Genomic DNA, 23,527 nt, shown 5'->3' with positions numbered 1-23,527 from the left:
GGCGTCTTATCAGGCCTACGGCCTTTGCAAACGGAAATTAACCGATCTGCCCATTCCCTAAATGTTTAACGCGACGCTTCACTTCTTCTTGTTTACCGGCGTTAAACGGACGTGCGTCCGGGCTGCCTAAATAACCGCAGACGCGGCGGGTTACCGACACGCGTGCCGCGTCGTGATTACCGCATTTCGGACAGGTGAAGCCTTTGCTGGTGCATTCGAACTCACCGGTAAAGCCGCACTCGTAGCATTCATCGATTGGCGTATTGGTGCCGTAATACGGCACATGCTGATAGCTGTAGTCCCAGACATCTTCCAGCGCTTTCAGGTTGTGCTGGATGTTCGGGTATTCGCCATAGCAAATGAAGCCACCGCTCGCCAACGGCGGGTAAGGCGCTTCAAAATCGATTTTGTCGTACGGGTTCACCTTCTTCTCCACATCAAGGTGGAAACTGTTGGTGTAGTATCCTTTATCGGTGACGCCCGGCACGACGCCAAACTCGGCGGTATCCAGACGGCAGAAGCGGTCACACAGGTTTTCACTCGGCGTGCTGTACAGGCTAAAGCCGTAGCCGGTCTCTTCTTTCCATTTATCGACGGCCTGACGCAGATGCTCAACAATGGCAACCGCTTTCGCGCGCAGCGCTTCGCTGTCGTAGACATGCGTATCACCAAACAGGGCGTTGATGGTTTCGTGGATACCAATGTAGCCCAGTGAAATCGATGCACGACCGTTTTTGAAGATTTCCGCGATATCATCATCGGCTTTCAGACGTACGCCGCAGGCGCCTTCCATATAGAGGATCGGCGCGACGCGAGCCTTAACGCCTTCCAGACGGGCAATACGGGTCATTAGCGCTTTACGCGCCAGCGTCAGACGATCGTCCAGCAGTTTCCAGAACGTCGGCTCATCACCACCTGCTTCCAGCGCGATACGCGGCAGGTTAAGGCTTATCACGCCGAGGTTGTTACGCCCATCGTGAACCTGTTCGCCTTTCTCGTTTTCCCACACGCCGAGGAAGCTGCGGCAGCCCATCGGGGTTTTGAACGAACCGGTGACTTTCACGACCTGATCGTAGTTCAGGATGTCCGGATACATGCGCTTGCTGGCACACTCCAGCGCCAGTTGTTTGATGTCGTAGTTCGGATCGCCAAATTTGTGGTTCAGGCCGTCACGAATCGCAAACACCAGTTTCGGGAACACGGCGGTTTTGCGATTTTTGCCCAGACCGGCGATACGGTTACGCAAAATGGACTGCTGAATCAGGCGCGATTCCCAACTGGTGCCCAGGCCGAAACCAAAGGTCACAAATGGCGTCTGGCCGTTGGCGGTATGCAGCGTATTGACCTCATACTCCAGAGACTGGAAGGCGTCGTAGCACTCTTTCTCGGTACGGGAATGCGCGTAGCCGTCGGCATCCGGAATTTGCCACTCTTCCGCCGTCTTACGGTGCTTGTTAAAGCTGGCAGTCACGAATGGCGCCAGTACTTCATCAATACGGTTAATGGTGGTGCCGCCGTAAATATGGCTGGCGACCTGCGCGATGATTTGCGCGGTCACGGCGGTGGCGGTAGAGATGGATTTTGGCGGCTCGATTTCTGCGTTACCCATCTTAAAGCCCTGCGTCAGCATCCCTTTGAGATCGATAAGCATGCAGTTGAACATCGGGAAGAACGGGGAATAGTCGAGATCATGGTAGTGAATATCACCGCGCTCGTGCGCCTGTACCACATCACGCGGCAGCAGATGCTGACGGGCGTAGTGTTTGGCGACGATACCGGCCAGCAGGTCGCGCTGGGTCGGGATGACTTTACTGTCTTTATTGGCGTTTTCATTGAGCAACGCGGAATTGGTCTGTTCTACCAGGCCGCGAATTTCCTGGTTCAGACGACCGCGTTTCTCTCGCTGAATATCACGGTCATGGCGATATTCAATGTAGGCGCGCGCCAGCTGCTTGTAAGGGCCTGACATCAGTTGGTTTTCAACCGCCGTCTGGATCTCATTAATATCGACCTGGCTACGCGCGTCCATCTGACTGCTAACGACTTCTGCGACGGTGGCGCAGTAATCTGCGTCATCGACTCCCGCTGCTTTAGCTGCACGCAGAATGGCTTCTTTGATGCGCTCTGATTTAAACGGCACTTTACAGCCATCTCGTTTCATCACATGCGGTGTCATGATCACTCCATAATGTATAAGAACAGGTTATCCACAGAGGCTCGGGAGGCGTTGATATGGTTATTCATCTCTCTATCCAATCACTTCCCGCAATCCAGTCCCATGTTATCCACAAAGTCACCTTGACTGTGGACATCATTGTTGTTGTAAATGTAGTTGATTAATACAACATGTTGGGGCGGATTGCATTTTAAGTTCTATATATAGTGATTTGCATCAAAAGTGTTTGCGATTTTTTTGATATAGCGCAAGGTAAAAAGCAGAGCGTACAGTTGGCGGGCGTTATAGCGATTGTAAATTGTGATATAGAAAAATCTGATTATTTATTCAACAAAAACAGTAAGCTAACGCGGGGCGACCTTTTTGCCCGGCATCGAGAGTTTGCCGGGCAAAATGTGTTCAGTTTATGACTTCTGCAACCACCAGATCGCTTCGAAAGGACGCAGCGTCATCGCCGTTGGCAGTGGTGAAACTTCATCATAGTTGTGCATCAACACCTGCCAGTTACCCCGGTACGATTCCGGGAACCAGGCCTGACATTCACCGCTCAGATTGGCAATGACCAGCAGCCGCTGTCCTTGCCACTCGCGCTGATAACACCATACGTGTGGGCTGTCTGGTAACAGATCCTGATAGTCACCCCAGGTCAACACAGGTTCGGATTTACGCAGCGCAATCAGCCGTTGATAGGTATAAAACACAGACGAATTATCGCCGAGCGCGTTCTCCACGTTGATGTCCGCGTAGTTATCGCACAGGGAGATCCACGGTTCACCCTGGCTGAAACCGGCGTTCTTGCGGTTATTCCACTGCATTGGCGTACGGCTGTTGTCACGGGATTTACTGGCCAGGATTGCCAGCAGTTCATTGGCATCGCGACCCTCCGCCCGCAGCCCGGCAAACATGTTATGGCTTTCCACATCGCGGTAGTCGGTGATCCGGGTGAAGTGAGGATTGGTCATGCCGATCTCTTCCCCTTGATAGATGTACGGTGTGCCCTGCATACCGTGCAGCACCATCGCCAGCATTTTCGCGGCCGGCACCCGATATTCGCCTTCGTCACCAAAGCGCGACACAATGCGCGGCTGATCGTGGTTACACCAGAACAGCGCATTCCACGCGACGTTGTGCATTCCTTGCTGCCAGTGGCGGAACAGGGTCTTCAGTGCGACAAAATCGGGCTTCGCCAGCGTCCATTTCTCTCCATTGGGATAATCGACCTTCAGGTGATGAAAATTGAAGGTCATCGACAGTTCGCTACCGTCCAGCGCGGCGTAGCGCTGGCAATGTTCCAGCGTGGTGGAGGACATTTCACCGACCGTCATCAGCTTGCGCGGCGTAAAGACGTCGCGGTTCATCTCATGCAAAAATTCATGCGCTCGCGGCCCATCGGTATAAAAACGGCGACCGTCGCCGTCCAGATCATTGGGGAAGCGCTGATCTTTGGAGATCAGGTTGACGACGTCCAGGCGCAGGCCATCCACGCCGCGATCGGCCCAGAATTCGCAGACTTTTTTCAGCTCGGCGCGGACGGCAGGGTTTTCCCAGTTCAGGTCCGCCTGTTCCGGGGCGAAGAGGTGCAGATAATACTGTTCGCTCTGGGCATGCCATTGCCAGGCGTTGCCGCCAAACTTGGAACGCCAGTTATTGGGCAGCGCATCAGGCGTGCCGTCGCGCCAGATGTAAAACTCGCGATACGGGCTGTCTTTGTCGAGCGCTTCACGAAACCAGGCGTGCTGCGTGGAGGTGTGGTTAAACACCATGTCGAGAATAATGCGGATGCCGCGTGCTTTTGCCTGGGCGACCAGTTCATCGAAGTCATCCAGCGTACCGTAAGCGGGATCGATAGCGGTGTAGTTAGCGACATCGTAGCCATTATCCACTTGCGGTGAGATATAGAACGGGGTCAGCCAGAGGGCATCTACGCCCAGTTTATGCAGGTAATCGAGGCGCTGAGTCACGCCGCGTAAATCGCCGGTGCCGCTGCCGGTCGTATCCTGAAAGCTTTTGGGATAGATCTGGTAGATGACGCCGTTTTGCCACCAGTGGGGAAGGGTATTCATAGTCAATTCCTGGTTATGCGAGGGGCGCAAGTGCGCCCCGAATAAAATCAGACAATCTGTAACGTGCCCTGACGGAATTTGCGCTGGTAAACCATAGAAGTCAGCACGATCGGGATGACAATGGCGATGGCTATCGCGACGGCGTAGACCTGCCAGTAAGTCGGTTGGATAGAAAGGATGCCCGGCAGGCCGCCAACGCCAATACCGTTCGCCATCACCCCGTACAGGCCGCAGAGCAGACCGGCGAGACCGGAGCCGATCATTGCGCAGAGCATCGGGAAGCGGTATTTCAGGTTGATACCGTACATTGCTGGTTCAGTGACCCCAAGATAGGCGGAGATCGCGGCAGGAACGGAGATCTCGCGTTCGTTCTGTTTACGGCTGGCGATAATAATGCCGACCACCGCAGACGCCTGCGCGATGTTGGAAAGGGCAATCAGCGGCCATACCGGCGTTCCTCCCATGCTCTGGATCATCTGCATGTCGATGGCGAGCGTGGTCTGGTGCACGCCGGTAATCACCAGTGGGGCGTACAGGAAGCCAAACAGCGCGGCACCAATCGGCGCGAAGCTGCCGGTCATCAGATGGCGAACCGCAAAGGCCACACCGTCGCCAATCAAGCGGCCAAACGGACCGATCAGCGCATGAGCGAGGAAGACCGCGAGGATCAATGAACACACCGGCACCACCACGAGATACAGATAATCCGGCACGATGCGTTTCAGGCGCGTTTCAATCACGCCCAGCGCCAGGCCAGCCAGCAGCGCCGGAATGACCTGCGCCTGATAGCCTACTTTCGCGATGGTGAACAGGCCGAAGTTCCATACTTCCGGTACCTGCTGCCCCAGCAGATACGCGTTCATCAACTGTGGCGATACCAGCGTAACGCCAAGCACGATGCCGAGGATCGGCGTACCGCCCATTTTTTTCACCGCCGACCAGCAGATGCCCACTGGCAGATAGAAAAAGATGGCTTCGCCAATCAGCCACAAGAAGTCATAGATCGTTTTCAGCGCTGGATACATCTGCGCCAGCGTCTGACCGTTGCTCATTGGCAGGTCGCCAATGACGTTGCGGAAACCTAAGATCAAGCCTCCGCTAATCAGCGCCGGCAGCAGCGGGAAGAAGATTTCAGCGAAATGGGAGATGAGTTGCTCATGCCATTTCATGTTCTGACGAGCCGCTTTTTTCGCCTGCTCTTTATCGGCGTGTGCCTGCCCGGTGGTGGCCAGCAGCGCCTTGTAATAATCGCCAACCTCGGTGCCAATCACCACCTGGAACTGACCGGCGTTGGTAAAGCAGCCTTTAACCATCGGTAAGGCTTCAATTTCTTTCGGTCTGGCGTTTGCTGGCTGATTCAGCACAAAGCGCAGGCGCGTAATACAGTGACTCACGGTGGCGATATTCTCTCGCCCGCCTACCAGCTCTATCAGCCGGTCAATATCCGCTTGTTTAACTTTGCTCATCATGAAGCCTCGTGGCGATGACAGTGAAAAGGGGGGGTTATGCGATGGCCACAGAGTATATCCGGGATAAAAAATTAAAAATGGGAACGTTCCCGAAACGCAGCGAAGATCACAAATTATCGTTCAGAAAGCGATCAGCAATGCTTCAGGAAAGGGTGGAAGGAATGACGATCTGGCGCAGCTCGCTGCGTCCGTTGATCTGCTCGATCAACTGGGAAGCCGCCTGGCGTCCGGCTTCGGCATAGCCGGGATCGACCGTGACGATCTCCGGATGCAGGAATTTCATCAACGGCGTATTACCGACGCTCGCCAGTTGCAGATTATCGACCCGCTGTTCTTGCAAATACTTACTGGCACCGAGCGCGAGAGTATCCGTGGCGCAGACCAGCGCGGTAGTGTCTGGTGTAATGACGCTCGCGGCATGCTCATAGCCTTGCTTCATCGCCAGACCCGGCAGGGCCGCGACGGGATGTAACTTATGTTGTTTGCAAAACGCGAGATAGGCGTCATGGCGGCGTTTCCCGGTGGTGACGTCACTGTGCGGCACACCGAGAAAGCTGATGTGGCGATGCCCCTGATCGTACAGACGTTGCATGAGGATTTTAATCGCCCCGTCGTCGTCGTAGCAGACGGAGGCAAAGCCTTTCGCATCACGAGCCAGCAGCACCAGCGATGCCTGCCACGGGGCGATCATCGTGTCCGTGATGCCGGTAAAACCGAACAGCACCACGCCGTCGATATTGCGGCGTTTCAGCATACCTAAGTGTTCTTCCACTTTTTCCGGGGAAAACTGACTTTCCATCATGATCGGATCGTAACCCTGCTCATAAAACACCGGCAGCATCGTCTGTACGGCAAGGTTTTCCGACAGGGAGTCGAGACGGGTCACAATGATGGCGACGACTTTATCGCTCTGGCCCCGCATGGCGCGGGCTGAACGGGAAGGAGAAAATCCGTGCTGATTCATCACGGCTTCGACACGCTCGCGAGTCCGTTCACTGACGCCGCTTTCGTTGTTCAGCACACGGGAAACAGTGGATTTCCCCACGCCGCTTAAGCGGGCGATGTCTTTGATAGTCAGCCGATTTTGCATCCTGTTTTCCCGTGGTACGCAACAAAAGATGATAAGAGGGTAACTTTACTTATAGAAACCACAATGGGCAAAGTCTGGTTTATACACGTCATCCTTCACGCTGCTTTTGCGTTGGCGTCGTTCATTTTCTGCCGGGATGCGAACCGAATGATTTTGCGTATATGTTTTGTTTAATTGCCGGGGGTTATTATAACGCCATAAATGCCACAAATATTATGATCTACAACTTATTATCTGTGAGCTAACTCATTCAATTACCGGAGGCTTTATGGATCCCGATCCCACCCCTCTCCCGACCTGGAGAACACGCGCTTTCCGGTAAGCCTGCCTTTCGCTGTCTTACCGGTGATGTAAGACAGTGACGCATTAACGTCCCTGTTTAAAAATGATGTTACCTGTCAGGTAAGGTTTTGCCACGCCTGAAGGATATTTCTGCGTCTGTCTTATTGGCGCGGAGGGGCTTCCTATGTTTAAAAATATCACTCGCCAGCTGTTTGCCCGGCTTGGACGCCATTTGCCCGATCGCCTGGTGCACCGCGATCCATTACCTAATGCACAGTCGATTGCCAGCACCCCGATACCTTCTTCACTGAGTGAACACTGCCTGAAAGTGGCCGTGATGGATGAAAAGACGCTATGGAAAACGTTTCATGCGCATCCGGAAGGACTCAATGTGGCAGAGGTGAACGCCGCCCGCGAACAACACGGTGAAAACCTTCTGCCGACCCAGAAACCGTCACCGTGGTGGAAGCATCTGTGGACCTGTTATCGCAACCCGTTCAATATGTTGCTGACTCTTCTGGGCGCGATCTCGTATGCCACGGAAGATCTGTTCGCCGCCGGGGTGATCGCTCTGATGGTGGTGATTTCCACGCTGCTTAACTTTGTCCAGGAAGCGCGCTCCACCAAAGCGGTAGACGCGCTGAAAGCGATGGTCAGCAACACCGCGACGGTGCTGCGGGTCATCAATGAGAAAGGGGAAAACGGCTGGGTGGAGCTGCCTGGCGATCAACTGGTGCCCGGCGACATCATCAAGCTGTCGGCGGGGGACATGATCCCGGCCGATCTGCGGGTGATTCAGGCGCGAGACCTGTTTGTTGCTCAGGCGTCATTAACCGGCGAATCGCTGCCAGTGGAGAAAGTGGCGCACACCCGCGACGCCAGCCAAAGCAACCCGCTTGAGCGCGATACCCTGTGCTTTATGGGCACTAACGTGGTGAGCGGCACGGCGCAGGCGATGGTTATCGCCACCGGCGCCCATACCTGGTTTGGTCAACTGGCGGGGCGCGTCAGCGAACAGGAAAGCGAGCAAAACGCGTTCCAGAAGGGTATCAGTCGCGTCAGTATGCTGTTGATTCGCTTTATGCTGGTGATGGCACCAGTGGTGCTGCTCATTAACGGTTATACCAAAGGTGACTGGTGGGAAGCGGCGCTGTTTGCGCTCTCCGTCGCCGTAGGCCTGACGCCGGAAATGCTGCCGATGATTGTCACTTCGACGCTGGCACGCGGCGCGGTGAAACTGTCCAAGCAAAAAGTGATCGTCAAACATCTGGATGCCATTCAGAACTTCGGCGCGATGGACGTTCTGTGCACCGATAAAACCGGCACGCTGACCCAGGATAAAATCGTGCTGGAGAATCATACGGATATCTCCGGTAAGCCCAGTGAACGCGTTCTGCACGCGGCATGGCTGAACAGCCATTACCAGACCGGACTGAAAAATCTGCTGGATACCGCCGTGCTGGAAGGTGTGGATGAAGGCGCTGCGCGCACGTTGTCTACCCGCTGGCAGAAAATTGATGAGATTCCGTTTGATTTTGAGCGCCGCCGGATGTCGGTGGTGGTGGCAGAAGAGACGGATGTGCATCAACTGGTGTGCAAAGGCGCGTTGCAGGAGATCGTCAGCGTCTGTACGCAAGTACGTCATAACGGCGAAATTGTGCCGCTGGATGACAACATGCTGCGTCGAGTGAAGCGCGTGACTGATACGCTGAACCGTCAGGGGCTGCGCGTGGTCGCCGTGGCGACCAAATACCTGCCAGCGCGGGAAGGGGATTACCAGCGTATTGATGAATCCGATCTGATCCTTGAAGGTTACATCGCCTTCCTCGATCCGCCGAAGGAAACGACCGCACCGGCACTGAAAGCGCTGAAAGCCAGTGGCATTACCGTGAAGATCCTGACCGGCGACAGCGAACTGGTCGCCGCGAAGGTATGCCATGAGGTAGGTCTGGATGCCGGAGAGGTGATTGTCGGAAATGATATCGAAGACATGAGCGACGACGTGCTGGCCGCGTTGGCTCAGCATACAACGCTGTTCGCACGCCTGACGCCGATGCATAAAGAGCGGATCGTCCGCCTCCTCAGACGTGAAGGGCACGTGGTGGGCTTTATGGGCGATGGAATTAACGACGCGCCAGCGCTACGTGCGGCGGATATTGGCATTTCGGTGGATGGCGCGGTCGATATCGCCCGTGAAGCGGCCGATATTATTCTGCTGGAAAAGAACCTGATGGTGCTGGAAGAAGGCGTAATTGAAGGGCGTCGTACGTTCTCCAATATGCTGAAGTATATCAAAATGACCGCCAGTTCTAACTTTGGTAACGTCTTTAGCGTGCTGGTGGCGAGCGCCTTTTTACCGTTCCTGCCCATGTTGCCGCTGCACTTGCTGATTCAGAACCTGCTGTACGATGTATCTCAGGTGGCGATCCCGTTTGATAACGTTGATGATGAGCAGATCCAGAAACCGCAGCGCTGGAATCCGGCGGATCTGGGCCGTTTTATGCTCTTTTTTGGCCCGATCAGCTCCATCTTCGACATTCTGACATTCTGCCTGATGTGGTGGGTATTCCACGCCAATGTGCCGGAAGCGCAAACGCTGTTCCAGTCTGGCTGGTTTGTGGTGGGGCTGCTGTCGCAAACGCTGATTGTGCATATGATTCGTACGCGCCGCGTGCCGTTTATTCAGAGTCGCGCTGCCTGGCCGCTGATGCTGATGACGCTGGTGGTAATGATTGTGGGAATTGCGCTACCGTTCTCACCGCTGGCAGGTTATCTGCAATTGCAGGCGTTACCGCTGAGTTATTTCCCTTGGTTAGTGGCGATTCTGGTGGGATATATGACGTTAACGCAATGGGTTAAAGGCTTCTATAGCCGCCGCTACGGCTGGCAGTAAACAAAATAATGGCTGCTTCGGCAGCCATTCTCTTTTTTATCGCGCAAGAATATATTCTTTCCCTCCGTCGTGTTTTATTTTTTTTGAAAAACCAAAGAGGTGTGGTCGATCACAATTTAAGCCCGCTTCAGGACATCTTTTTTCCAGGAAAAAGACCTTCATTGCAAAAATGAAACAGCGTGCTAAAAAAAATTCCATCCATCGTCATTTTATGAACATAATCATCGTAATACTTTGTTACACCGACGAGTCTGCCTGGGCAATGTCATTCCTTACTGTCCCTTTTAATTAAGGCGGCCCTCTATCCTGCAAGTCGTTTGTATTAATGAAAATTATAAACCTCTGGAGATGGAAAAATGAAACTGACCAAAACCTTGTTAAACCTGTGCGTGGGGACTGCTTTAGTGCTGGCAGCGCAGGCGGCGTCTGCACAAACGCTGCGTGCGGCAGATGTCCATCCGGCGGATTATCCGAACGTAGTTGCTGTGAAGCATATGGGCGAAAAACTCAGCGCTGCGACCGACGGACGTCTGGATATTAAAACCTTCCCGGGCGGCGTACTGGGGGATGAAAAGCAGATGATTGAACAGGCGCAACTGGGCGCGATTGATATTATTCGCGTGTCGATGTCTCCGGTTGCCGCAATATTGCCAGAGATTAACGTCTTTACGCTGCCCTATATCTTCCGCGATGAAGATCACCTGCATAAGGTTCTGGATGGGGCAATTGGTCAGGAAATTGGTGACCGGCTGACCGCCAACAGCCAGTCCCGACTGGTGTTTCTCGGCTGGATGGATGCCGGAACGCGTAACCTGATTACCAAGGCTCCGGTGGTGAAACCGGAAGACCTGAAAGGGATGAAAATCCGTGTTCAGACCAGCCCGGTCTCGCTCGATACCTTAAAAGCGATGGGCGCGAATGCGATCGCCATGGGAACCAGTGAGGTGTTCAGCGGGATGCAGACCGGGGTTATTGATGGCACAGAAAATAACCCGCCGACCTTTGTCGCGCATAACTATCTGCCGGTCGCCAAAAATTACACCTGGAGTAAGCATTTCATTATTCCTGAACTGTTCCTGTTTTCAAAAGCCAAGTGGGACAAGCTGAAAAAAGAAGATCAGGAATTAATTATTAAACTGGCAAAAGAAGCGCAAATAGAACAACGTCAACTCTGGGAAGCCTATAATGCGAAATCACTGGAAACCATGAAAGCAAATGGGGTGAATTTCCATGACATCGATACGGATTATTTTTATAAAGCCACACAGCCCGTCCGGGATCAATACGGTAAAGACCACCAGGATTTGATCAAGCGAATTCAGGATGTGAAGTAATTCATCAGGCGGATGACGGAGGTCATCTGCCTGAATCGGTTATTCGTTCGAGGTGATGATTATGGGTGAAGGTTATTCATCGGTAATGGATGTGCTGTATCGAATTTCAATGTGGATTGCCGGGCTGGCTTTATTGGTGATGGTGGCGGTTATTCCCGTGGGGATATTCGCGCGCTACGTGATGAACAGCGCGCTGTCCTGGCCCGAGCCGATCGCCATATTGTGCATGGTGACGTTCACTTTTATTGGCGCGGCGGTTAGCTATCGTGCGGGTTCGCATATTGCGGTCAGCATGGTAACCGATCGTCTTGGTGAAATGGGGCGCCGGATCTGTTTTATCGGTGCCGATTTGATGTTGCTGGCGATCAGTATTTTTATTCTTTGGTACGGTTCGACGCTCTGTTATGAGTTGTGGCAACAACCCGTGGCAGAATTCCCAATTTTGACTGCCGGGGAAAACTATCTTCCGCTCCCTATCGGTTCGGCGATCATGCTGCTTTTCATCATCGAGAAGATCTGCCGTGGCGCTCAGTATCAACGTCCTGTGGTCATGCTGGGTTCAACCAGTTGATGACCGAACCGACTTCATAGGGGAAAGCAAATGGATGCATTTATTCTCGTTTTTACGCTCGGCATCATGCTGGCGATTGGGGTGCCGGTGGCGTACGCGGTGGGGATCAGCGCGATCGTCGGGGCGTGGTATATCGATATCCCGCTGGAAGCGGTGATGATCCAGTTGACCAACGGCGTGAACAAATTCTCATTGTTGGCGATCCCGTTCTTTATTCTGGCCGGGGCTATTATGGCGGAAGGGGGCATTGCGCGCCGGTTAGTCAACTTTGCCTATATCTTTGTTGGCTTCATTCGCGGTGGTCTGTCGCTGGTGAACATTGTCGCATCAACCTTTTTTGGCGCGATCTCAGGATCGTCGGTGGCGGATACCGCATCGATCGGTTCAGTGATGATCCCTGAAATGGATAAGAAAGGTTATCCGCGAGACTTTGCCGCAGCGGTCACCGCCAGCGGTTCCGTGCAGGCAATCCTGACGCCGCCCAGCCATAACTCGGTGATCTACTCGCTGGCGACGGGCGGTACTGTGTCGATTGCCGCGCTGTTTATTGCCGGGATCCTGCCTGGGCTATTGCTGAGTTTTACCCTGATGGTAATGTGCGTGGGCTTTGCGCATAAGCGCGGCTACCCGAAAGGGGAGCGCGTGCCGTTCCGACAGGCATTGAAGATCTTTCTCGATACGCTGTGGGGGCTGATGACGGTCGTCATCATTATGGGCGGGATCCTTTCCGGTATTTTTACCGCGACGGAATCGGCGGCGATCGCCTGCCTGTGGGCGTTTTTCGTCACCATGTTTATCTACCGCGACTATAAGTGGTCTGAACTGCCGAAACTGATGTATCGCACTGTGAAGACCGTGACCATCGTGATGATCCTGATCGGTTTCGCGGCAGCGTTTGGCGCCATCATGACCTATATGCAACTGCCGATGCGCATTACCGAAGCGTTTACCAGTATCTCGGATAACAAGTATGTCATTCTGATGTGTATTAACATCATGCTGTTGCTGATTGGTACGCTGATGGACATGGCGCCGTTGATTCTGATCCTGACCCCTGTGCTGCTGCCGGTCACCAACGCCCTCGGCATTGATCCGGTACATTTCGGGATGATTATGCTGGTGAACCTGGGAATTGGCCTGATCACACCGCCGGTAGGGTCGGTGCTGTTTGTTGCCAGTGCGGTGAGTAAACAGAAGATCGAGCAGGTGGTGAAGGCGATGCTACCGTTCTACGCGGTACTGTTCCTTGTGCTCTTGCTGGTGACTTATATCCCGGCGATTTCGCTGTTCCTGCCGAAATTCTTTGGCGTGATGTGATAGTGATGCAGTGACGAAAATCCGGGCTGGTATGCCCGGATTTTTTTATCGCTTAACGACGAACGGCGATCGCTTCGATCTCGATCTTCACGTCTTTTGGCAGACGCGCGACTTCCACGCAGGAACGTGCCGGGAAGGTGGCGTTGTGCTCGGTGAAGAACGCTTCGTAAGTGGCGTTGACGGTCGCGAAATCGTTCAGATCTTTGACAAATACGGTTGTTTTCACGATGTCGCCTACTTTCAGGCCAGCGGCTTCAACGATAGCTTTCACGTTTTCCAGCGACTGACGCGCCTGCGCGGAGACGTCGTCCGACACGCTGCCGGTTTTCGGGTCAACCGGGATCTGACCGGAAGTGATGATCATGCTGCCCAGATCTACGCCCTGAACATATGGACCGATTGCTGCGGGTGCATTTTCCGTCGCGATAGTTTTGCTCATGATTTCTCCTGAAGTACAGCGGTTAATGAAATTTCTCTGGCATTATAGGGAGCCACGAATTTTTAACCAACTGCAATTAGTTGGCCAGCACCACATAATGAGAAAACTCTTTTTCGCAGTATTTGCATTTAAGCGCGATGTCATCCGCGCGTTTTTTCACTGAAAAACTGGAAGAAACCGGTTCAGCGTGGCTGATGCAGTTACTGTTCGGGCAGACCAGCACGCTGTCGATGTGATCCGGCAGGCTTGGACGCGATTTACCCACCACGTCGTAGTTGTCGATACGGTTGACAGTAGCCTGTGGCGCATACAGTGACAGTTGATTAACCTGTTCGGCGGTCAGGAAGGTGTTCTCGATCTTAATCAAGTCTTTACGTCCCATTTCACCGGAAGGCAGATTAAGGCCGATAGTGATGCGCTGGTCGGTTTCGGTTAGCTTGAACAGAGTCAGCAATTTAAAGCCGATTTGCGCGGGAATATGGTCGATTACGGTGCCGCATTTGATCGCTTCAACCTGCAGTTTATTATCGTGTGTCATCTCGTTATCTCCCCTTACAGTGCCAAATCGCTAGTCAGAACCAGTGCCAGTAACGCCTGGCGCGCGAAAATCCCGTTGCCTGCCTGCTGGAAATACCAGGCGTGAGGCGTTTTATCCACGTCCGTGGCGATTTCATCTATACGCGGCAGCGGATGCAGTACCTTCATGTTTTCCCGTGCTCCCACCAGGTCGCTGGCGCGCAGGACAAACTGGGCCTTCACGTTGGCGTATTCTGAAGGGTCCAGACGCTCTTTCTGTACGCGGGTCATGTACAGAATATCTACCTCCGCCATCACCTCTTCGATAGAGGCGTGCAGGCTCCAGGCAATGCCTTTTTCGTCGAGCATATCAAGAATGTACTGCGGCATTGCCAGCGCATCCGGAGCGATGAAGTAGAAGCGGTTGCCGTCAAACTTCGCCAGCGCCTGCGTCAGGGAGTGCACGGTACGGCCATATTTCAGGTCGCCGACCATCGCCACATGCAGGTTGTTCAGACGCCCCTGCGTTTCCTGAATGGTGAACAGATCCAGCAGCGTCTGGGTCGGATGTTGATTTGAACCGTCACCCGCGTTCAGTACCGGCACCTTACCGGAGAATTCGGTCGCCAGACGCGCCGCGCCTTCCTGTGGGTGACGCATCACGATCGCGTCAACATAGGTGCTGATCACCGAGATGGTATCTGCCAGCGTCTCACCTTTCTTACCCAGCGACGTGTTGGCGCTGTCGGAAAAGCCGACCACGCTGGCGCCCAGGCGGTGCATGGAGGTTTCAAACGACAGGCGGGTACGGGTCGAGGCTTCAAAGAAGCAACTGGCGATGACCTTGTGTTTGAGCAGCTCCGGTTGAGGGTTCGCTTTTAATTTCGCCGCCGTCGCCAGCACCAGATTGAGGTCGTCGCGACTGAGGTCGTTTATGGAAATGATGTGTTTTTGATATAGCGGGTTAGCCATGTTTATCTCCTGACGCCAGGGCAAAAAAAAAGCCCCTCATTTGAGGGGCTGGGAATAGGTGATCAACGGAAAGAAAAACGGCAGGCCAGCGTCTGTTTTCAGACGCGGTAAGACAGAATGTCGTACACACTGGACCATACTTCCTCCCGGCAAATTGTCCGCGATTATACTCAGCTCCGTTTGTGGATCAAGCAAAAAATGCCGTTTTTATTCAACGCAAACGGTTTTAATGAATATTAATTCATTTTTAGTAAATAGTTAATCTGTTTGTGGACAAGGCCAGTGCGCTGCACCACCCGTGGCGCAACCCAGACAATACTGCTACCCGCTACCACACCCAGGATTTCCGGCAGGGCATGATAATCGAGGATCCGGGCGACGGCGCGGCCATAGCCTGCCGCCGTATGGATAAGGATAAATTCGCTGTTATGCTCCACGCTCACCACCATTTCAGAAATGGAACGGGCGGCATCGGGGGCTGGACGCAATTGCGGATTGACGGAATAAATTTTTTGTCCTTTCGTATTTCTAATTTTTATGACGCCAAGAATTTTCAGCAGGCGGGAAACCGTTGACTGGCTGATGGTTTCAAAGCCGTAGTTTTGCAGATCGCGGCGGATCTCCTCCTGTGAGAGATAGCTTTTTTCGCCAATCAGGCGCTGACAAACAGAGAGTTGTAGTTCTTCTTTTTCTGAAGCGGGTTGGTAAAGTTTCATCATCAGTTAGTCCAGTGTAATCAGCCGAAGATAACAACCTGTAGATCTGCCCAATGTTTCTATTTTTATTTGATGACGCACTAAGCAAATGTTCTCCATTTCAACCGGGATGTGTTTGATCGGCTTATTGAAATTTGACTGGAGCGCGCTTCAGCATCCTGACGGATGGCATCTGCATGAAAAAATATTCCACTTAGTCGTCTAAGGGAAGGCGGAGTTTTGCCGCTTCGTCTTCCCTGTGTTGACGTGCATCAACTGAGCGTGAGCACGCCGGTCGCCAACAGATAGACCGCGTAGATCCCTGCGACCACCACCATAATAGCCAGAACGATCTCTATTGGATTGAAAAGTCTTCCATTTTTCTCTTTCCTCGCCCAGACATAAAAAACGATACCGAGGGCGTAGAGGATCATCGACAGCAGCAGATATTCCATCCCGGCGGCATAGACCAGCCAGGCACCATAGAGTGTTGCCAGCGCGCCGATGATGATGTCGCGGGTGATGGAATGCTGTTCATCACGGTTATAACCGTCCTTCTGCCACGCCACTTTCAGGGCATACAAACCGCTGAGAAAATAGGGGATCAGGATCATTGAGGTGGCCAGCAGCAGCAGCGCAAGATACCCCGCCTGTTGAAAATGGGCGATGATCAGGAACAGTTGGGTCAGCCCATTGGTCAGCAGCAGCGCATTGACCGGCGCTTTGTTGGCGTTTTCTTTGCCCAGGAATTTGGGCATGGTGCCGTCTTTACCGGCCATATACGCCGTTTCCGCAGACAATAACGTCCAGGCCAGCAGCGCGGCGCCGACGGAAACGATAAGACCGATATTCATCAGGGCTGCGCCCCACGGCCCGACCGCCGCTGCCAGTACGCCTGCAGTAGAAGGGTTCTTCAACTGTGCGAGTTCTGGCTGAGACAGAACGCCGAGCGACAGCACCGAGACGGCGACAAACAGCAGGATTGAGATGAAAAATCCAATCATGGTGGCTTTACCCACGTCTGATTTTTTCATCGCCCGGCCCGAGTACATGGCGGCGCCTTCAATACCGATGAAAACCCAGGTGGTGACCAGCATGATGTTTTTCACCTGGTCCATAACAGAGCCAAGCTGTTCATTGCCCCAGAATTCAATCTTAAAGGTGCGAACCTGAAAGGCGACGCTGACCAGCACAACAAACATGATCAGAGGAACCACTTTCGCGACCGTGCCGATCAGATTGAGCAGGGCGGCACCCTGTACGCCGCGACAGATCAGGAAATGCAGACTCCAGAGCAGAATTGATCCCACAATCAGCGCAGAAAGGGTGGTGCCATCGCCAAAGAAACCGAGCGCGCTGAAGGAGCCGAGTGCGGAACAGATCACCACATAGTATGAAACGTTGCCGATCCACGCCGAGATCCAGTAACCCCAGGCGGAGTTAAAACCGATGTACTCGCCAAAACCCGCGCGGGCATAACCATACACGCCGCCTTCCACTTCGCTTTTACGGTGCGCCAAGGTCTGGAAGACGAAGGCGAGGGTTAACATGCCGATAAAGGTAATTCCCCAGCCGATCAGAATCGCGCCAGCGCCTGCTTTGGCCGCCATGTTCTGCGGCAGAGAGAATACCCCGGCGGCGATCAGCGCGCTGACCACAAGCGCCGTTAGCGCCGGAAGTTTGAGCTTACCTTCGGACTGGGAGGTCGAAGCGTCCGCAGCCGGTTTGCTGGTATCAAGAGTAGTCATGAAGAGAGTCCTCAATCTGACAGAAAGTGATTTTTTAGAAGTAGCTGTATTGTTTGCCGACGTATTCGGAGGTCATGCACTGCAAGACGCCGCTGTATCCCAGGGAGAAATAGACGATGTCGCCCACCTGATATCCCGATGCGGCGTGGGTGACGTCGAGGATCAGGTGATCGGAACTGGCGCCGAGCACTTTGACGCCGGGATCAAATGGCCGGAGCTGGGAGAAGGAGACGTCCTGTTCGCCGAGCGCGGCCAGCGCCCGGTGATGTACGCCAAGATCTTCGAATACCGGCTTTCTCCCCATGGCATCCAGCGCCGTGGAGTGTTGCGGAACGGAGGGCTTGTCTTTCAGCTCGATGATCTCCACGCCGAGCTTGATAGCGTCCTGGCGGGTGTCGGGGATAGGCTCGTCATTCAGGCCGAACCCCATGATCAGCGACGCGCCAAGTCGCAACTGGTTGACGCCCGTCGGCAGCCCACCGTTGATCAGCAGGAACAGGGCGGCGGAGCTGGCGCCGGAAATCGTGCGCAGTGCAATACCCAACTCGTCTTCGATCTGATGGGCGAGATCGACCAGCGCCTGTTGGTTTTCGGTGGTGGGTTCCACTCCGCCGTAGCAGGCAAGATTGGCGCCCAGACCTTCCAGCGTCAGCCCCGGCAGTTCTTTGTGTACCAGACGCGCAAGGCGTCGTGTCTCCAGCGGATCCACGCAGCCTTCGCGCAGATCGCCCAGGTCATGCATCAGAATGACCCGGTGCGTTTTGTTCTGCGCTATGGCTGCCGCAGAGAGCGCCTGCAACGTATGTTCTTCGGAGTTCAGCGAGATATCCGCATAGGCCACGATGTCGTGCGCAAGGCTTATCTGCGGCAGACGCAGCAGCAGTTTGTCGACGGGCAGATCGGCGATTTTTTTGAGATTCTGGATGCGGGAATCTGCAATCGTGCTGATTCCTGCATCAATCATGGCTCTGGCGACATTTGCCGCTTCGCAGCTCAGCTTATTGACGCCGACAGGCTCTACCCCGTGCTGGCGACATAGCGCAATCAGCGTCCGGGTGTTGTCACGAATGACCGAAAGATTAACGAAGAGGCAGGGAAAGTCCTGATTTCGCATAATGGGTCTCCTAACGTGGGCGCGGGTCAGGAAGGCACCCGCACCCGGTGCATTCGGTTCAGTCGCTATCGTGTGAGTGAGTCGCCGAGCGTCGCCACCATCACCGCTTTGATGGTGTGCATGCGGTTTTCCGCTTCGTCGAACACGATGGAGTGTGCGGATTCGAAAACGTCTTCCGTCACTTCCAGCCCTTTCAGGCCGTAGGCGGCTTCAATTTCACGACCCACTTTGGTGTGTTCGTTATGGAAGGCGGGCAGGCAGTGCATGAACTTCACGTTTGGGTTGCCGGTGGCGTCGATGACCTTCTGGTTGATCTGGTACGGCGTCATCAGGCTGACGCGCTCAGCCCAGGCCTCTTTCGGTTCACCCATGGAGACCCAGACGTCGGTGTACAGAAAATCGACGTCGTAGACGCCTTCTTCCACGTCGTCCGTCAGCGTGATGCGTGCCCCGGTGGTGCTGGCGATGCTGCGGCATTGCGCAACCAGCGCTTCATCTGGCCAGAAGGATTTTGGCGCGACGAGGCGAATATCCATGCCCATCTTCGCGGCGCCGACCATCAGGGAATTGCCCATGTTGTTGCGCGCATCGCCAAGGTAGGCGAAGCTCAGTTCGGGCAGCGTTTTCCCCGGCGCGTGCTCCAGCATGGTCATCAGATCCGCGAGGATCTGCGTGGGATGGAATTCGTCGGTCAGACCGTTCCACACCGGCACTCCGGCGTATTGCCCCAGTTCCTCAACGATCTGCTGACCGAACCCGCGGTATTCGATGCCGTCGTACATCCGACCCAGTACACGAGCGGTATCTTTCATCGACTCTTTATGACCGATCTGCGAGCCGCTTGGGCCGAGGTAAGTGACCTGCGCGCCCTGGTCGAATGCCCCAACTTCAAAGGCACAGCGGGTGCGGGTGGAGGTTTTTTCGAATATCAGCGCAATGTTTTTCCCGATCAGCGTTTGCTGTTCGCGACCGGCTTTTTTCGCCGCTTTCAGTTCAATCGCCAGATCGATAAGGAACTGGATCTCCGCTGGCGTAAAGTCGAGAAGTTTTAAAAAGTTTCTATTTTTCAGTGAAATAGCCATCAATGTATCCTTGTTAAAATGAACTGCCTGATGACGCTGCGCTTATCAGGCCTACGGACGTGAATCGGTGTAGGCCGGATAAGGCGAGGCCGCCATCCGGCAAAAAAGCCTTAAGCGTCAACATCGGCGGTTTCGCGCCGAATCAGGGTGCCTTTATCGCCGGCGAGAATGGCCGGGCCATCGGCCAGCGAACCGATGCCCGCAATGCCGTGGCAGCGGCTGACAAAGTCGGCGCAGGCGCTGACTTTTGGCCCCATCGAACCGGCGTCAAATTGCATTTCGCTTAAGCGTTCCGGCGTCACCTGTGCCAGCGGACGTTGGGTCGGTTTGCCCCAGTCGAGGTACACCGCGTCGGCGTCGGTCAGGATCAGCAGCGCGTCAGCGTGGATCTGGCTGGCGAGCAGCGCGGCGGAAAGGTCTTTGTCGATCACCGCTTCCAGGCCGTGGTAACCGTCTGCTTTCTCGACGACCGGCACACCGCCGCCACCGTTACAGATGACCAGATGATCGCGGGCGATCAGCGCCTGGATGGCGTCGCTCTCTACGATGCGTTTTGGCTGTGGTGAAGGCACCACACGGCGGAACGCTTTGCCATCCGCTTTGAAGACCCAACCTTTTTCAGCCTGCAACGCGTCGGCCTGGGCAGGGTCATAAACCGGACCGATATACTTGGTCGGGTTATGAAAGGCCGGATCGTCAGGGTCCACTTCCACCTGCGTGAGCAGGACACTGATTTCGCGCTGCGGCAGTTGGTTCTTCAGCGCCTGTTGCAGCATGTAGCCGATCATTCCCTGGCTTTCTGCCCCGAGAATGTCCAGCGGGTAGGGGGTGACGCCGTCGTAGGCGCTGTTTTGCAATGCCAGCAGGCCCACCTGCGGCCCGTTGCCGTGAACCAGCACCACCCGCCATTGCTGTGTGAGTTGGGCGATGGTTTTCGCCGCCAGGACGATGTTCTTGCGCTGGATGTCGGCTTCCAGCGGTTCGCCACGCTTGAGCAACGCATTGCCGCCGAGGGCAACAACCAGAGTCGGTTTGTTTTGCATGGTGGGTTCCTTAAATGCCATCGCGTTCCAGTGGGCAACTCATGCAGCGTGCGCCGCCGCGTCCGCGCCCCAGTTCATCGCCAGGGATTGGCAGCACGGTGATGCCGGCTTTGTCATATTTCTCGTTGGTCCAGATGTTGCGCTCGTAGCCCACGACGACGCCGGGGCGCAGCGTGAGGACGTTGTTGGCGTCGTTCCACTGCTCACGCTCGGCTTCAAAGGCGTCGCCGCCGGTGGTAATCAGACGCACCTGATCGATGCCGAGCGCTTTCTCAATGGCGTTAATCAACGTGCGTTCTTCGGTACGTTTCAGGCCACCGCGCCCGTCTGGCGTTAAGGTCCAGCACTGCACGTCCTGGCGCACCACTTCCGGGTAGACGGAGAAGGTGTCGATATCGATGTGGGTCATGACGGTGTCGAGGTGCATACAGGAGCGGTGTTTGGGAAGCTCAACGGCAATCACCCGTTCGGCCTGACGATGGTTAAAAAGCGACTGGGCAAGGAACTCAATTCCCTGCGGCGTCGTGCGTTCAGACATGCCGATTAGTACCGCACCGCGCCCGATGACCAGCACATCGCCGCCTTCTAAGGTGGCATGGTCGTAATTGATATTCTCGTCGCCGAAATATTTAATAAAATCGCCGTCAGCAAATTGCGGATGCCAGCGATAGATGGCCCGCAGATTATTCGTTTCACGCTGGCGAGCCGGTTTAGCCATTGGGTTAATTGATACGCCGTTATATATCCAGCAGGAGGTATCGCGGGTAAATAAATGGTTTGGCAATGGCTTCATAATAAAGTCATTAATATCGTGGGTATCCACCACCATATTTTTAATTGAGGCGGGAATTTCACCGTAGGTGAGTCCGCCGCTTAAATGACGGGCCAGTTCCCGGTGCGGCATATCGGCCAGCCAGGCGCGGATGTCGGTGGCGAAAGTCGGGCCAAGTCGGTAATCCGAGATTTGCGTTTCCAGTAGCCAGCTTTTGGCATCCGCGATATCCAGAGTTTGTGTCAGTAAATCAGTCAGTAACAGAACTTCGATACCCTGCTCGCGTAACGTGTTGGCGAAAATATCATGCTCTTCACCTGCACGTTCGACGGACAGTACGTCATCAAACAGCAGCTCCTGGCAGTTAGACGGCGTGAGGCGTTTCAGGCTGAGATTAGGGCGATGCAACATCACACTGCGTAGTTGGCCGATTTCAGAACCGACATAATGTTTTTCCATTACGATACCTTTCACTCTATTTCAGGAATAAAAAGGGGGTGGCTGCGAATAATGAAAATGCTCGCAGTCATAACTGTTCCGATATTTTTCGAGAGGCATCATTGAATTATTTAGAAGTCAGGAATGTGATGAATTTCACATCCATTCGGTTATTTGTTTTTTCTTAATTAATATATGACGGAGGTCTGAGAAATAACAAAAATAAAAAGTCTTTACCTGAATTACTACGCATTTATACGTCAGATTATTCTTTTGTGTTAATTGTTTGTTGGCTAAAGCAAAGAATGATGTCAATGTAACATCATGATTTTTATAGACTAATAATAATTTACTGCATAGATATGCGTATTGTGAATTATATTATTTTCGCTATAAAGTAAATTGAGCAATAAATATGGCGATTGTCATTGATTAAGCAGTGGAAATGAATTGTGATCGACTAATGGTTTTTCTTGTAAATCCTTATATAACAATAGCTTGATAGCATTGTCTATTGGGCGTGTTTACATTTTATGCATTAAAGATGCATAGATCGCTGTTTAGCGTTAACAGACAGTCAACAACTTCAGCGATAAACATGCGCTGACGCAAAACTTTGCATGATAGCGATGGCACGCTCGGGTTTTTTTCCGTATAACAACTAAAATTGAAACGATGTTTTGAATGAGGGGTATGAGATGATCGTTGGTAATATTCACCATCTGCAATCCTGGCTTCCTGAAGAACTCCGCCAGGCGATTGAGTACATTAAGGCAAACGTCACCGAGGCGACGGAGAAGGGGAAACATGAGATTGACGGTAGCCGTCTGTTCTACCTGATTTCTGAAGATATGACCGAACCGTTCGAGAAGCGTCGTGCGGAGTATCACGCGCGCTATCTGGATATTCAGATCGTGCTGAAAGGGCAGGAAGGAATGACCTTCAGCGTACTGCCTGCCGGTAAACCGGATACCGACTGGCTGGCTGATAAAGACATCGCCTTTTTAGCGGAAGGGGAGCAGGAGAAAACGTTGATCCTGAATGAAGGTGACTTTGTCGTCTTTTATCCGCAAGAAGTGCACAAACCGCTGTGCGCCGTCGGCACGCCTGCGCCGGTGCGTAAAGCGGTGGTTAAACTGCTGGTGGCTTAAACAGAAAGGCAGGCATTGCTCAGCCGCTCCGTGAATCGGAGCGGCTGTCCTTTTTATGATTGATCCTGCATTCGTCCGTAACGATCCTTGCGTCTGCGCATGCGGTAAAAATAATAAACTGCATTTATCTTCATTCAGATGTTAACCGAACGGTAAAAACGGTTTATTTCAGGCATTAATAGTGCACCGCGATCACATTATTTACTTATGTATTTAAATATATAACGGTGGCTTGATTTTAGTTAGTCGTTATATATTTAATTTCATATCGCTATCGCCATAACTTCAGTCACAACATACCGTTAGCTGTAACCTTTCCTGTTAACTTTCAAAAACTCGATCAAAAGCACGTTTAACTCTTT

18 protein-coding genes and 1 pseudogene are annotated in these 23,527 nt (G+C 53.5%); 5 read left to right on the top strand and 14 right to left on the bottom strand.

Going from position 1 to position 23,527, the window contains the following annotated elements; genetic code table 11:
• Nucleotides 1-37: 37 nt before the first annotated feature.
• From nrdD to treR, 4 genes are all read right to left on the bottom strand, one after another.
• The gene (nrdD, locus tag HVZ37_RS19470) at nucleotides 38-2,176 is read right to left on the bottom strand and encodes an anaerobic ribonucleoside-triphosphate reductase (RefSeq protein WP_042999228.1); all 2,139 of its coding nucleotides are present in this window, start codon (nucleotides 2,174-2,176) and stop codon (nucleotides 38-40) included.
• 404 nt (nucleotides 2,177-2,580) lie between these two features.
• The gene (treC, locus tag HVZ37_RS19465) at nucleotides 2,581-4,239 is read right to left on the bottom strand and encodes an alpha,alpha-phosphotrehalase (RefSeq protein WP_044253228.1); all 1,659 of its coding nucleotides are present in this window, start codon (nucleotides 4,237-4,239) and stop codon (nucleotides 2,581-2,583) included.
• Between the two features lie 47 nt (nucleotides 4,240-4,286).
• Nucleotides 4,287-5,705 carry a PTS trehalose transporter subunit IIBC gene (gene treB / locus HVZ37_RS19460; protein ID WP_044264669.1) on the bottom strand — a complete coding sequence of 473 codons (1,419 nt, stop codon included), beginning with the start codon at nucleotides 5,703-5,705 and terminating at the stop codon, nucleotides 4,287-4,289.
• Between the two features lie 145 nt (nucleotides 5,706-5,850).
• A complete protein-coding gene (gene treR / locus HVZ37_RS19455) occupies nucleotides 5,851-6,798 on the bottom strand; it encodes a trehalose operon repressor TreR (RefSeq protein ID WP_042999232.1) in 948 nt (315 codons plus the stop codon).
• A 466-nt stretch (nucleotides 6,799-7,264) separates the two neighbouring features.
• Between treR and mgtA the strand changes: the two genes are divergently transcribed.
• The 4 genes from mgtA to HVZ37_RS19435 all read left to right on the top strand — a co-directional run bounded on the left by mgtA (nucleotide 7,265) and on the right by HVZ37_RS19435 (nucleotide 13,195).
• Nucleotides 7,265-9,973, top strand: a complete 2,709-nt coding sequence (mgtA, locus tag HVZ37_RS19450) for a magnesium-translocating P-type ATPase (RefSeq protein ID WP_109739526.1) — start codon at nucleotides 7,265-7,267, stop codon at nucleotides 9,971-9,973.
• 356 nt (nucleotides 9,974-10,329) lie between these two features.
• Nucleotides 10,330-11,307, top strand: a complete 978-nt coding sequence (locus HVZ37_RS19445; protein ID WP_042999234.1) for a TRAP transporter substrate-binding protein — start codon at nucleotides 10,330-10,332, stop codon at nucleotides 11,305-11,307.
• A 61-nt stretch (nucleotides 11,308-11,368) separates the two neighbouring features.
• Entirely contained in the window at nucleotides 11,369-11,878 is a 510-nt protein-coding gene (locus tag HVZ37_RS19440) for a TRAP transporter small permease (protein WP_042999235.1), read from the top strand.
• Between the two features lie 30 nt (nucleotides 11,879-11,908).
• Nucleotides 11,909-13,195 carry a TRAP transporter large permease gene (locus tag HVZ37_RS19435; protein WP_042999236.1) on the top strand — a complete coding sequence of 429 codons (1,287 nt, stop codon included), beginning with the start codon at nucleotides 11,909-11,911 and terminating at the stop codon, nucleotides 13,193-13,195.
• A 52-nt stretch (nucleotides 13,196-13,247) separates the two neighbouring features.
• Here the strand turns inward: HVZ37_RS19435 and ridA are convergent, their stop codons facing one another.
• The 10 genes and pseudogenes from ridA to arcA form a co-directional block, all read right to left on the bottom strand.
• A complete protein-coding gene (ridA, locus tag HVZ37_RS19430) occupies nucleotides 13,248-13,634 on the bottom strand; it encodes a 2-iminobutanoate/2-iminopropanoate deaminase (RefSeq protein ID WP_042999238.1) in 387 nt (128 codons plus the stop codon).
• Between the two features lie 76 nt (nucleotides 13,635-13,710).
• Nucleotides 13,711-14,172: an aspartate carbamoyltransferase regulatory subunit gene (pyrI, locus tag HVZ37_RS19425; protein ID WP_042999239.1), complete on the bottom strand. Its 462-nt coding sequence runs from the start codon at nucleotides 14,170-14,172 to the stop codon at nucleotides 13,711-13,713.
• A gap of 14 nt (nucleotides 14,173-14,186) precedes the next feature.
• Nucleotides 14,187-15,122, bottom strand: coding sequence for an aspartate carbamoyltransferase (gene pyrB, locus HVZ37_RS19420; RefSeq protein WP_042999240.1), 936 nt, complete (start codon nucleotides 15,120-15,122; stop codon nucleotides 14,187-14,189).
• Between the two features lie 2 nt (nucleotides 15,123-15,124).
• Nucleotides 15,125-15,260 (bottom strand): annotated as a pseudogene (gene pyrL / locus HVZ37_RS19410) (pyr operon leader peptide).
• A gap of 98 nt (nucleotides 15,261-15,358) precedes the next feature.
• Entirely contained in the window at nucleotides 15,359-15,838 is a 480-nt protein-coding gene (locus tag HVZ37_RS19405) for an ArgR family transcriptional regulator (RefSeq protein WP_043001817.1), read from the bottom strand.
• Nucleotides 15,839-16,089: 251 nt separating this feature from the next.
• Complete coding sequence (gene arcD / locus HVZ37_RS19400; protein ID WP_042999241.1) at nucleotides 16,090-17,565, bottom strand: arginine-ornithine antiporter; 1,476 nt, start codon at nucleotides 17,563-17,565, stop codon at nucleotides 16,090-16,092.
• A gap of 34 nt (nucleotides 17,566-17,599) precedes the next feature.
• Complete coding sequence (locus HVZ37_RS19395) at nucleotides 17,600-18,679, bottom strand: alanine/ornithine racemase family PLP-dependent enzyme (protein ID WP_042999242.1); 1,080 nt, start codon at nucleotides 18,677-18,679, stop codon at nucleotides 17,600-17,602.
• Between the two features lie 65 nt (nucleotides 18,680-18,744).
• Nucleotides 18,745-19,761 (bottom strand): ornithine carbamoyltransferase, encoded by a 1,017-nt coding sequence (gene argF / locus HVZ37_RS19390; protein WP_044264666.1) that lies wholly within the window; start codon nucleotides 19,759-19,761, stop codon nucleotides 18,745-18,747.
• A 110-nt stretch (nucleotides 19,762-19,871) separates the two neighbouring features.
• Nucleotides 19,872-20,804, bottom strand: coding sequence for a carbamate kinase (gene arcC, locus HVZ37_RS19385; protein ID WP_181627897.1), 933 nt, complete (start codon nucleotides 20,802-20,804; stop codon nucleotides 19,872-19,874).
• A 10-nt stretch (nucleotides 20,805-20,814) separates the two neighbouring features.
• Nucleotides 20,815-22,035, bottom strand: coding sequence for an arginine deiminase (gene arcA, locus HVZ37_RS19380; RefSeq protein ID WP_044328867.1), 1,221 nt, complete (start codon nucleotides 22,033-22,035; stop codon nucleotides 20,815-20,817).
• Nucleotides 22,036-22,712: 677 nt separating this feature from the next.
• Here arcA and HVZ37_RS19375 point away from each other — a divergent pair.
• Nucleotides 22,713-23,165: a YhcH/YjgK/YiaL family protein gene (locus tag HVZ37_RS19375; protein ID WP_042999246.1), complete on the top strand. Its 453-nt coding sequence runs from the start codon at nucleotides 22,713-22,715 to the stop codon at nucleotides 23,163-23,165.
• Nucleotides 23,166-23,527 lie beyond the last annotated feature (362 nt).

It is taken from the genome of Citrobacter sp. RHB35-C17 (assembly GCF_013816795.1).
Taxonomy (GTDB): Bacteria; Pseudomonadota; Gammaproteobacteria; order Enterobacterales; family Enterobacteriaceae; genus Citrobacter_A; species Citrobacter_A amalonaticus.
The sequence above is the reverse complement of the archived record's forward strand: the minus strand, read 5'-3'. Positions and strand labels throughout refer to the sequence as shown.